The following is an 11,442-nucleotide window of genomic DNA, read 5'->3' as shown; positions in this document are numbered from 1 at the left end:
GCCAAGGATTATTGCGGAAGGACCGAGACGTCCTCATCCCACTTCTGCAGCAGGCGCTTGCGTTCATCCGACGAGCCGTACTTCTTGAAGTCATAGTCGATGAGCTTGATCGTGCTCATGTCCGGCGCGCTTTCGGAGGTTTCGGCCCCCTTGTTGGACGGCACCTGGAAGGCGTTCACCTGCAGGGCGAGGTTCTGCGCGTCTGTGCTCAGCGCCCAGTCATAGAACTTCTTGGCTTCTTCCTCGTTGCGCGCCCCGTCGATGATCGACATCGACCCGATCTCGTAGCCGGTGCCTTCGCAGGGAGCCACGACCTTCACCGGAAAGCCCGAGACCGCCTGTTTCACTGCGTCATGCATGAAGACGATGCCGATGGTGTTCTCGCCACGGCCCGCCGCCTTGATCGGGGCCGAACCCGATTTGGTGTATTGGTTCACATTGGCATGCAGGCCCTTCATGAAGTCAAATCCTTCGTCCTCGCCAAAGATCTGCACCATCGAGGCCAGCGTTGTGTAGGCGGTGCCCGAAGAATTCGGGTTCGCCATCTGAACATGGCCTTTGTATTCCGGCTTCAGCAGGTCTTTCCAGCAGGCGGGTTCTGGCAGATTGTTGGCGGCCAGAAGGTCGGTGTTGTACCCGTACCCGAGCGCCCCTGAGTAAATACCGATGGTTCGGTTGCCCGCACTTTCCGCCTGGCTGATCGCCCAGTCGTGCAGTTGGTCGCGCATCGGCGAGACGTACTCCATCGTCAGACCTTCCTCGGCGGCCTGCAGATGCGGATCGCCGGTGCCGCCCCACCAGACATCGCCTTTCGGGTTGGACGATTCCGCGCGGATCTGGGCAAAGGTCTCGCCCGACGACTTGCGCGTCATATTGACATCAATCCCCGTGGCTTCCTCGAAACTGCGCGCCATCAGCTGGCACCAATCCTCCTGCGCGCTGCAATAAAACGTCAGCTTGTCGGCCTGTGCCGCGGTCATGGAGGCGCTCAGCGCCAGCAGGGACCCTGCCAATGTGGTTGTCACTTTTTTCATGTTACTTCCTCCCTAGGTTCAGTTCGGCCGATTTTCACGGCGCCTTTAAGCGCCCCTTCACGAGGCTTCGCTCAATTCCTGCAGGATCGTCATTTGATCCGGTCGTCTGGCCAGGTCCTTCAGAATGTCCGAAAGCTCCTCTTCCTCGACCAGAGTCGCCGCTTTGCGCGGCGAAAACCAATGGCGTTTCCTTTCGTCCCGTTCCTTCCATCGTTTCTTCAGTTTCTCGACAATCATCGGATAGACAGTCACCCGACAGGTGACGGAACGGCCCGCGCCGAGGCGCTTTTTGTAGCGATAGGTGCCAATCGGCTGATGCGAGATGAAACCGACGGCGCCTGCCTCTTCCAGCGCTTCGATTTCAGCCGCGTGCCAGGGTTTCTTACCATCCATCAACCATCCCTTGGGCATCACCCAGCGGCGGGTATCGCGAGACGTCACCATGAGCACGCGCAGCTTGCCGGTCTTGTCCCGCCGCAGGGGTAGGGCGGCAATTTGCCGGGCGTCTGATGCGCTCTTGCTCATGCGGACCCCCCTCCGATGCGCGCGGGATGCGCAAGGCGGCTGTCCAGCAGATCACCGGTTTCCTGAGCAATCGGATAGGCCACGTAGGATAGCGCCGCGTTGATCTGTTTCAGCAGGCGCAGCGTTTCCTGGTGAATGTTCGTGGTGTCAAAGCTGGCGGAGGGGCCTTGTTGCAGGCGTCTGAGGTGCCGCTCCTGCAGCCGCTGTTCCTCGATGCGGATACGGTCCTTTTCGGCCACCAGTTGACGCGCCGCCTCGGCGTCCCCCGTGGTCAGCACGCGCAGGGCAAGCTGGCCGTTGGAGACCACCTGGTCGTGGAAATCCTGCAGATCGGAAAAGCCCTCGTCGGAAAAGGCAAGCGCACCGTCCCGCATTTTCTGGGCAAGGGCCAAGAGATTGACGGCGATCCTGTCGGCGGCCTCCTCAAGACTGTTGGCCATGGCGACCGTCTCAAGTGTCTTTTTTTCCTCGATGTCGGTCAGCTCTGTCTCGCGCAGACGCGAGACATAGATCTTGACCTCAAAATGCATGCGGTCGATGTCATCCTCCCGTCGCGCGATCACGCGGGCAAGATCCGGGTCCCAAGCGCGAAACAGCCGCATGACCGGCACCAATGTCGCGTGAACCGTTTCCGCCATGCGCAGCAGCTCCCGTTGCGCGCAGGCCAGCGCAAGCGGTGCGTGATCCAGCGCAGCCTGATCCAGGGCGGAGACGCTGTCTCGTACGGTCTGTGGATGTCTGGGCAGTGCTTTTTCGGTCAGCCTTATCAGCGGGCCAACCAGCGGCAGCGCCAGCACGAGCAGCGCGGCATTCAAGCCGATATGCAGTATGACAGCTTGTTGGCCGGGGGCAGAGGCCAGAACCTGCATGTCCAGCAGACCACTGATCAACAGGACAAGGAACAGCACTGTCACCACGCCCCGCGCCAGCAAGTTGCCCAGAACGACCAGTCTCGCCGGCCGTTCGCCGCTCCATAGCAGGACAAAGGGGATCATCGCGCCGCCCAGATTGGCGCCGATCACCATGGCCCCTGCGACCGGTCCGGCGATCACCCCTGCCGCTGCGAAGGTGGCGTAGGTGAGCACGGCAACCAGACTGGAATGCATGATCCAGGCGAGCAGCGCGCCGATGATGTAAGCGCTCAGCAGGTCCGCTTCGAAATAGCTGCCGATGGCCCGGACGATCTCGTTTTCAGCAACCGGCGCGGTGGCGGTGCGGATCATCTCCAGCGACATCAGAACTAGCGCCAGACCAAGAATGATGCGCCCGATCTGCTTTGCCTTGCGGTTACTCGCCTTAAAGAAGATGACGATCCCGGTCAGCAGGACAAAGGGGATGACACCCTGAACCGGCATGAACAGAACCTGTGCCATCAGGGCAGACCCGAGGTCGGCACCCAGCAGCAGCGCAAGGGCCGTTTGCGGTGCCAGAATGCCCGACACCGTGAACCCGGCGCCAATCAGGGCGACCGCCGTCGCGCTTTGCATCAGCATGGCGGCAAGAACGCCACCGGATGCAGAGGACGCCGGATTACCCGACAGGGTTTTCAATCTGCGCTTGAGTTGTGGCAGGAAAGCACGCTCTACGCCGGTTCGTATCAGTCGGACGGACCACAACAAAAGTGCGACCGCTGCTGCCAGATGAACCGCCAGCGTAATCATGTCGCACCGCGCGTATTTCGGGATTTATGAGGCAAAATCGGTCCGAGGGTCTCCTACTGCGTTGGTAAGACCTCAATTTTGAGCAGTAGTTTGTGGGATAAGCAACAAAATAATTGCAAAGGAAGCCTAAACACCTCAATCTTGTTTCTTGAAGTGGGGGCGGCAGATGTCGAATGGTACCGGCAGAGCAAGGCGGGAACGTGGGTAAACTGAAAAAATCTGAACGTCGTGCGCAGATCCTGCTGGAACTAAAGCTGCGTCCACACGTGCGGATCAGCGAGCTTGCACGCCGCTTCAATGCGTCCGCAGAAACCCTGCGCCGCGACCTGGATGCGCTGGCGCAGGACGGCCTCATTCACCGGGCACATGGTGGCGCCTCCGCGCCGTCGCGCGGGCACTACCCGAGCCTTGACGAGCGCACCGTGGAACGGACTGCGGAGCGTGAACGCATCGCGCATCTGGCCGCTGCGGAAGTGCACGACGGCGAAACGCTCATGATCGATTCCGGTTCGACCACCATTGAACTGGCAAAGGCGTTGGCCTATCGCGATGTGTCCTGCTCGATCATCACCAATTCACTGCCCGTTGCCATGACCCTCGGGCACGGCGCGGCCAATGTGATGCTCTGTCCCGGAGAATACCAGCCGTCTGAAAGCGCGGTGATCGGCACCGAGACACTGGAGTTCCTGCGCAACTATACGGTCGACCGCTGCATGATCGGCACGTCGGGATTTTCAGCAGAAGGTGTGTCTGAAACCGTACATGGCTTTGCCGCAATCAAGCGGGAAATGCTGCGGCGTGCAGGGCTGCGTCAGCTTTTGGTCGGGTCCGAAAAATTCGGACAAAAAGGGCTTGTACGTGTTGCAGGACTGGATGGGTTGGATACCATTTTTGTGGACGCTCGTCCCCAGAAGAAACTGCTTGCGGCACTTGATGCCGCAGGTATCGATATTCGTGTTGCGGACCGGGTGCCGACCCGCACACACTCAGAACAAATGAAACCAAGGGAGGAAAATACATGAAACTCAATATCAAATTGCTGCTGAGCGCTTCTGCGATCGCCTTTATGTCGATTGGCTCAACCGCATCCGCACAGGATTGCCCGCGCGGGGATCTGGATGAACGCTTTTGCGACGTCGATGGGGACCTGATTGCAGACATCCCGACGGATGCGGCCCAGCAGCTTGATCCCGATACGTTGATCTTTGCCTACACCCCGGTCGAAGACCCGGCGGTTTACAAGACCGCGTGGTCCGATTTCCTGGAGCATCTCGAAGCGGAAACCGGCAAGGACGTGGTCTTCTTCCCGGTCCAGAACAACGCTGCCCAGATCGAGGCAATGCGGTCCGGCCGCTTACATATCGCGGGCTTCAACACCGGGTCGAACCCGCTGGCCGTCAACTGCGCGGGCTTCCGGCCCTTTACCATCATGGCCTCCAAAGACGGCAATTTCGGCTACGAGATGGAGATCATCACCTATCCGGGCTCTGGCGTTGAAAAGGTCGAAGACATCAAGGGCAAGCAGTTGGCTTTCACCTCGCCAACCTCAAATTCCGGCTTCAAGGCACCCTCAGCGATCCTGAAAAGTGATTTCGATCTGCTGCCGGAGCGGGACTTCGAACCGGTCTATTCGGGCAAGCACGACAATTCGATCCTCGGTGTGGCCAACAAGGATTATCTTGCCGCCTCCATCGCCAATTCGGTCAAATCACGGATGATCAGCCGGGATGTGATCAGCGAGGATGACGTGATCACCATCTACAAATCACAGACCTTCCCGACCACGGGCTTTGGCACGGTCTACAATCTGGCCCCAGAATTGCAGGAAAAGATCCGCAATGCCTTCTTCAGCTTTGAATGGGAAGGCACCTCGCTGGAGGCGGAGTTCTCCAAGTCGAACGAGGGCCAGTTTCTGGAAATGACCTATCAGGAATTCTGGGACGTGATCCGCAAGATTGATGCGGCCAACGGCGTTTCCTACGCCTGCCAATAAAAATCAACCACAACATCTTGCAGGCCCGCGTGTTCGGGCCTGCAGTCCTTTGTCAGGGGCGGGGCATGCTGCAGCTAAAAAAACTCACAAAAACCTACAAGACCGGCGATCAGGCGCTGAAAGCCATCGATCTTGAGGTGCCGAAAGGCCAGGTGCTGGCGCTGATCGGGCCCTCGGGCGCGGGCAAGTCCACGATGATCCGTTGCATCAACCGGCTGGTGGAACCGTCGAGCGGCGAGGTTCTGCTGGACGGTGTCGATCTGGCGCGTTTGGGGTCAGGTGCCTTGCGCAAGGCCCGGCGCGAAATGGGCATGATCTTTCAGGAATACGCACTGGTGGAACGGTTGACCGTGATGGAAAACGTGCTCTCCGGACGTCTTGGCTTTGTCGGGTTCTGGCGGTCTTTCCTGCGCAAGTACCCGCAGTCCGATGTCGACGAGGCGTTTCGCCTGTTGGACCGCGTGGGGCTTTTGCACATGGCGGACAAGCGCGCCGATGAGCTGTCGGGCGGTCAGCGTCAGCGGGTGGGCATCTGCCGCGCGCTGATCCAGAACCCGAAACTGTTGCTGGTGGATGAACCTACCGCCTCGCTCGACCCCAAGACCAGCCGTCAGATCATGCGGCTGATCACCGAGCTTTGCCGCGAGCGCGGGCTGGCGGCCATCATCAACATTCATGACGTGGCACTGGCGCAGATGTTTGTACCACGTGTTGTGGGCCTGCGGTTCGGCGAGATCGTCTTTGACGGGCCACCCAATGGGTTGACGCCTGAAAAACTCACTGAAATCTACGGCGAAGAAGACTGGGAAGCGACCATCGAGAAGGTCGACGACAGTGATGACATAGAGGCGGCGGAATGAGCGAGATGCGTCTCGAGGACAAGCTGGGCACAGCCTGGCGCAAACCACATTTCATCAAGACACCGGCGCTGCGCTGGGGGCTGATCGCGGGTTTCGTGGTGTATATGATCGCTGCGGTGCTGACTATCGAGGTCGATTGGGGCCGCGTTTATGAGGGGCTGGACCGCGGGGCCGCTTTCGTTCTCGCCTTCACCAGCCCGGATTTCACGTCGCGGGCCAGCGATATCTGGGAGGGGCTATTCGAGAGCATCGTGATGACGGTCGCGGCCTCTGTTGTGGGCATCGCGATCTCGATCCCCATCGGTCTCGGTGCTGCGCGCAACATCGCGCCGCTGCCTGTCTACGTCGTGTGCCGGGGCATCGTCGCCATCAGCCGGGCGCTGCAGGAAATCATCGTCGCGATCCTGCTGGTGGCGATTTTCGGCTTCGGGCCGCTGGCCGGTTTCCTGACACTCTCCTTTGCCACCATCGGATTCCTGTCGAAACTGCTGGCAGAGGACATCGAAGCCATGGACCGGGTGCAGGCCGAAGCGATCAAGGCATCCGGCGCGCGCTGGACACAATGGATCAACTACGGCGTGCAGCCACAGGTCATGCCGCGTCTGGTGGGGCTGTCTATCTACCGGATCGACATCAACTTCCGCGAAAGCGCCATTCTGGGACTCGTCGGGGCAGGGGGGATTGGGGCCACGCTGAACACCGCCTTTGACCGCTATGAATACGACACGGCGGCGGCAATCCTGCTCCTGATCATCGGCGTTGTGATGGCGCTTGAATACCTCTCGGGCATCATCCGGGCGAGGGTACAGTAATGCCGGTGCTTGATCAAAACGGGACGCAGGTCTGGCGTCGTCGTACCGGACGCGAGAGCCTTCAACGCTGGTTCGGGTGGCTGCTCGGGGTCGCGGTCTTTGTTTACTGCTGGCAGATCATCTCGGCGTCGACCACATGGTTTTTCGTCTGGGATGCGCCGCGCATCGCCAATGACATCTGGACCCGCGCGACCCCGCCGAGATGGGAATACATCACCCAGTTGGGCCGCCCGATCTGGGACACGCTGAACATTGCCACGCTTGGCACGCTGATCTCGCTGTGTCTCGCTGTGCCCGTCGCCTTCCTGGCAGCGCGGAACACGACACCCTCTGCGCTCTTCATTCGGCCCATCGCGCTGCTCATCATCGTCTCCACCCGCTCGATCAACTCACTGATCTGGGCGCTCTTGCTGATCGCCATCATCGGCCCGGGCGTCTTTGCGGGCGTTGTTGCCATTGCGATCCGTTCCATCGGATTCTGTGCCAAGCTGCTTTATGAGGCCATAGAGGAAATCGACCAGACACAGGTCGAAGCGATCACCGCCACGGGCGCGTCGCGCTGGCAGGTGATGGCCTACGGCATCGTGCCGCAAATCCTGCCCGCCTTTGCCGGCATCGCGGTCTTTCGCTGGGACATCAATATCCGCGAGTCCACCGTGCTGGGACTGGTGGGCGCGGGGGGGATCGGCCTGCAACTTTCGGCCTCTCTGAACGTGCTTGCCTGGCCGCAGGTCAGCCTGATCCTCATCGTGATCCTTGTTGCGGTGGTGATCAGCGAATGGGTCTCGGCCAAAGTCCGCGGCGCCATCATATGAAGACCCTGAGTGCTTCGGAGGCGTTTGATGCCTATGAAGCCGTGCGCGCCCGACTGCCGAAAGCCGCTGAAGTCAGGTCCGCGCCGCGCCGGATTGACACATTGGCAGACATCACGGACGATTTTGATGTCTTTCTGCTCGACGCCTTTGGGGTGCTGAACATCGGCGAAACGACCATCGCGGGCACACCTGAACGTGTGCGTGATCTGCAGGCAGCCGGTAAGCGCGTGCTGGTGGTCTCCAATGCCGCCAGCGTGCCGCGGGAAGTTCTGCTGCGTAAATACAAGATGCTTGGATATGGCTTTGCGCCGGAGGATCTGGTCACCAGCAGGATGGCGACAATTGCGGGACTGACGGAGATGCCGGACAGGCTTTGGGGCATCATGAGCCTGTCTGCCGCGTCGCTGGAGGATTTTGGTGCCATGCGGTCGGATTTTCTTGGGGATGATCCGGCGCCTTACGACAGGGCCGAGGGATTTTTGCTGATCGGCAGTGGGGAATGGACCGAAAAGCGGCAAGACCTGCTTGAAGCGGCCCTGACCCGCCGTGCCCGTCCCGTGGTGATCGCCAACCCGGATATCATCGCACCGAGGGAGCACGGGTTCACCACGGAGCCGGGATTTTTCGCACACCGTCTGGCCGAAAAAACCGGCGTTGTACCGCGATTTTTCGGAAAACCTTTCGCGGATATTTATGATCTTGCCTTCGCGGCCCTGCCGCCTATGGACCCATCCCGTATCGTCATGGTTGGAGACAGCTTGCACACCGATATCCTTGGTGCGCACACGGCGGGCATCGCATCTGTGCTCATTTCGGATTTCGGATTTTTCGCCAACGAAAAGGTGTCGGCGGCGATCACCCGGTCGGGTATCGTGCCTGATTACATCGCAAGGCGCCCGTAGCCAGCCCATCGTGTCGTGCATTCAGATTTCACGCGACGAGATCCAAAACGCGACACTAAATCCCGTGCTTGCGCAGGAAACCCTTGGTTTGCGCGACGCAGTCATGCCACGCGGGTTCGTATCCCAGCAGAATGTGGTTCTTGCTGTCTAGCGGCACGAATTCCGCATGCTCTATGCCAATGGCCAGTTCACGACCCTGTTCAATGGAGATCCGCTGATCCTCGCGCGCATGGAACACGATGGTCGGCGCCTTGACCTTGGACAAGTTATCGCGCACGTCGATTGTTCCGAAAGCTTCCTGGAACCGCACGGCGTTTTCAGGCGAGACGGTCAGACGCTGGAATTCATCGAACCAGGCCAGATCTTCCGGCTTGGCATCCGGCATGAAGGTCTGGGAGAAGATGTGGCGGTAGGCCGGGTTGGCGGTGCCCCAGCCGTGGCGGGTCAGGGTCAGCACCGCTTCACGCCGCGCCTGCTCCTCCGGGCTTGCACCGATGCGCCACCCGGTTGGATAGCCCGCCACGAGGATCAGGCCCGAGACACGTTCAGGGTGGCGTGCGGCATAGGCGATGCTCACCGCACACCCCTGCGAAATGCCCAGCAGCGGGAAGCGTTCCAGCCCCAGCGCATCCACAACGGTTTCCAGGTCCTTCACGAAGGCGTCGAAAGTGATGTCGGGCACGTCCCAGTCCGACAGGCCGTTGCCGCGTTCGTCATAGCGGATAAACCGCCGACCGGTCGCGCAGGCGTCGAAAGTCGGGCCCCAGATCGGGCTGTTGCAATCAAGTTCCAGATGGTTGAGCCAGTTGGCGGCCTTGACCAGCGGCGGGCCCTCGCCAATGCTGGCGTGGGCAATCCGGACGCCATCGCTTGCCCGGCAGAATCCGATCTGCTGCTTGCGCAGCATACGCCTCTGTATGGTTTCATCCGGGCGGGTGTGCAGGGTGCCATCGTCCAGGGCCTCGGTGACGTCCGGCATCAGTGGGCCCGAGACCTGGAGCCCGGCGTCCTTGGCAGCCGCGAGGAAATCCGCCTCGCAGTGGCGCGCTTCCTGCTCCCGCCCGGTGTGCGCCAGCGCGTAGATGAGGTTGCGCGCGGCTTCCTCCTGTAACGGCGTCTGTTCCTTCCAGTGGCGCGCCCATTTCACCGCTTCCACCCGGTCGATCTCCGGGTGCAGCGCCAGCCTGCGCAGCACGTTCAGACGCAGCAGATGCACATCCTCGCGTTCCGACAACAACCAGTTGTCGAAATCCGCGTCCCCCGTATGGTCCAGCCCATCCAGGAACGGCAGCGCCAACTGACCGGCCATCACACGCAACTCCGGCGGCGGGATAAACGGCGGATCGTCCAGTAAGCGCGCCCGTATGCCCAGCAGGTCCACTGCCGCGGTCTCTGCTGCAAAGGCCACGCGCTCGCGGTCCGCGATGATACGCGCGGTTGCCGCGTCATCCACGACAGCGCGCAATCTGCTCAGCGCCCAGCGGAGCGAGCCGCGCGGATCATCGGGCAGATCCCAGAACAGCTCGCACAACCGTTCCCGCCGGACAGGGCGCGCCGTGGCGACCAGATAGCCCAACACCGCCCGCGCCTTGCGCGAGGCAGGCAGGGAGACGGGCGTGCCATTTCGGGTGACCGACAGCTCGCCCAGCAGCGATATGCGCAGCGAAGGGTTCATAAATCCGGCTTGTGCCTCAATTAACACGGGGTTTCTAGAAAAATTAAACGCTCACTACCACGCTCACTCACACGGTGGGGCAGGAGAAGGGCACGTTCGTTTATGATTTTTGGAGATTACGATGACAAAGCAATTGCCCCACGAAAACACCCGTCCTTTTTTGACGGATGCTGGGCTTGAGACCTGGCTGCTCTTTCAGCAAGGGTTCGATCTGCCGTATTTTGCGTCCTTTTCGTTGTTGAACGACGTCAAGGGTAGCACGGCGATGACCGAGTATTTCACCGGCTTTCTGGATCTGGCGGCCGAGCAGGGCACCGGCTTCGTGCTTGACACCTGCACCTGGCGGGCCAACCCGGATTGGGCCGCGCGCATGGGCCACGATCTTGTGGCGTTGGAAGAGATCAATGCGCAGGCGGTGTCCTTTGCCGCAGCGCTGCGCGCACAGCGGGCGCAAAACGCGGATGTGCTGATCAACGGTGTCGTCGGGCCGCGCGGTGACGGTTATGATCCGGCAACCGTGATGTCAGTCGTGGAGGCGCGTGCCTACCATCAGTTTCAGGTGGATGTGTTGAGCCGCAGTGGGGCCGATCTGGCGTCCGCCATCACGATGACAAACACGCCCGAGGCCATCGGCGTGGCGAATGCAGCGGCCAAGGCGGGCATTCCCTGCGTCGTCAGCTTTACCGTTGAGACGGATGGCAAGCTGCCCACCGGGCAACATCTGTCCGAGGCCATTGCAGAGACGGACGCGCAAAGCGAGGTGCGCCCGGCTTACTACATGATCAACTGTGCGCATCCGGATCACTTCCGCGATGTGCTGGGGGACGGCAGCTGGACCAATCGGATTTGCGGGCTGCGGGCCAATGCGTCGCGCATGTCGCACGCCGAGCTTGACGCCTGCGAGGAGCTGGACGACGGCGATCCGCAGGAATTGGGCAGCCTCTATGCCGACCTGCGACGCTATCTGCCGCGGTTGAACGTCTTTGGCGGCTGCTGCGGGACCGACTTGCGCCACGTGAGCAGCATTTGCCACGCGGTGCATGCGCCGCAGGTCGCCTGAACCACATCACTAATATTGCACGAACACCGGCGCGGGATTGAGAGAACCGCGCCGGAGATACCAGGCAGCGGGGTGCATTTCCCCCGCTGCACCCTCTCACTTTTG

Annotated in this window: 11 protein-coding genes; 7 read left to right on the top strand and 4 right to left on the bottom strand. The window is 60.7% G+C overall.

Going from position 1 to position 11,442, the window contains the following annotated elements; all coding sequences use genetic code 11:
- Positions 1-8: 8 nt before the first annotated feature.
- Genes Q1A52_RS20045 through Q1A52_RS20035 form a run of 3 tightly spaced genes read right to left on the bottom strand, consistent with a single transcriptional unit; the run spans position 9 to position 3,220 of the window.
- The gene (locus Q1A52_RS20045) at positions 9-1,034 is read right to left on the bottom strand and encodes an ABC transporter substrate-binding protein (protein ID WP_300019366.1); all 1,026 of its coding nucleotides are present in this window, start codon (positions 1,032-1,034) and stop codon (positions 9-11) included.
- Between the two features lie 57 nt (positions 1,035-1,091).
- Entirely contained in the window at positions 1,092-1,559 is a 468-nt protein-coding gene (locus Q1A52_RS20040) for an NUDIX hydrolase (protein WP_300019364.1), read from the bottom strand.
- Positions 1,556-3,220 carry a Na/Pi cotransporter family protein gene (locus tag Q1A52_RS20035; RefSeq protein ID WP_300019362.1) on the bottom strand — a complete coding sequence of 555 codons (1,665 nt, stop codon included), beginning with the start codon at positions 3,218-3,220 and terminating at the stop codon, positions 1,556-1,558. Before Q1A52_RS20035 ends, Q1A52_RS20040 begins: the two co-directional genes overlap by 4 nt.
- A gap of 200 nt (positions 3,221-3,420) precedes the next feature.
- Between Q1A52_RS20035 and Q1A52_RS20030 the strand changes: the two genes are divergently transcribed.
- The 6 genes from Q1A52_RS20030 to Q1A52_RS20005 all read left to right on the top strand — a co-directional run bounded on the left by Q1A52_RS20030 (position 3,421) and on the right by Q1A52_RS20005 (position 8,602).
- Complete coding sequence (locus tag Q1A52_RS20030; RefSeq protein WP_300019360.1) at positions 3,421-4,242, top strand: DeoR/GlpR family DNA-binding transcription regulator; 822 nt, start codon at positions 3,421-3,423, stop codon at positions 4,240-4,242.
- A complete protein-coding gene (gene phnD / locus Q1A52_RS20025) occupies positions 4,239-5,213 on the top strand; it encodes a phosphate/phosphite/phosphonate ABC transporter substrate-binding protein (RefSeq protein ID WP_300019358.1) in 975 nt (324 codons plus the stop codon). Before Q1A52_RS20030 ends, phnD begins: the two co-directional genes overlap by 4 nt.
- Before the next feature lie 65 nt (positions 5,214-5,278).
- Positions 5,279-6,073 (top strand): phosphonate ABC transporter ATP-binding protein, encoded by a 795-nt coding sequence (gene phnC / locus Q1A52_RS20020; RefSeq protein ID WP_300019356.1) that lies wholly within the window; start codon positions 5,279-5,281, stop codon positions 6,071-6,073.
- A complete protein-coding gene (gene phnE / locus Q1A52_RS20015) occupies positions 6,070-6,885 on the top strand; it encodes a phosphonate ABC transporter, permease protein PhnE (RefSeq protein ID WP_300019354.1) in 816 nt (271 codons plus the stop codon). The genes phnC and phnE (Q1A52_RS20015) overlap by 4 nt, the downstream gene beginning before the upstream one ends.
- The gene (gene phnE, locus Q1A52_RS20010; protein ID WP_300019352.1) at positions 6,885-7,700 is read left to right on the top strand and encodes a phosphonate ABC transporter, permease protein PhnE; all 816 of its coding nucleotides are present in this window, start codon (positions 6,885-6,887) and stop codon (positions 7,698-7,700) included. The genes phnE (Q1A52_RS20015) and phnE (Q1A52_RS20010) overlap by 1 nt, the downstream gene beginning before the upstream one ends.
- Complete coding sequence (locus Q1A52_RS20005; RefSeq protein WP_300019350.1) at positions 7,697-8,602, top strand: HAD hydrolase-like protein; 906 nt, start codon at positions 7,697-7,699, stop codon at positions 8,600-8,602. Before phnE (Q1A52_RS20010) ends, Q1A52_RS20005 begins: the two co-directional genes overlap by 4 nt.
- A gap of 55 nt (positions 8,603-8,657) precedes the next feature.
- Here the strand turns inward: Q1A52_RS20005 and Q1A52_RS20000 are convergent, their stop codons facing one another.
- A complete protein-coding gene (locus Q1A52_RS20000) occupies positions 8,658-10,277 on the bottom strand; it encodes an alpha/beta fold hydrolase (RefSeq protein WP_300019348.1) in 1,620 nt (539 codons plus the stop codon).
- A gap of 121 nt (positions 10,278-10,398) precedes the next feature.
- Between Q1A52_RS20000 and Q1A52_RS19995 the strand changes: the two genes are divergently transcribed.
- Positions 10,399-11,337 (top strand): homocysteine S-methyltransferase family protein, encoded by a 939-nt coding sequence (locus Q1A52_RS19995; RefSeq protein ID WP_300019346.1) that lies wholly within the window; start codon positions 10,399-10,401, stop codon positions 11,335-11,337.
- Positions 11,338-11,442: the final 105 nt, after the last annotated feature.

It is taken from the genome of uncultured Roseobacter sp. (assembly GCF_947488185.1).
Classification (GTDB): domain Bacteria; phylum Pseudomonadota; class Alphaproteobacteria; order Rhodobacterales; family Rhodobacteraceae; genus Roseobacter.
This window is presented reverse-complemented; position numbering and strand designations above follow the sequence as displayed.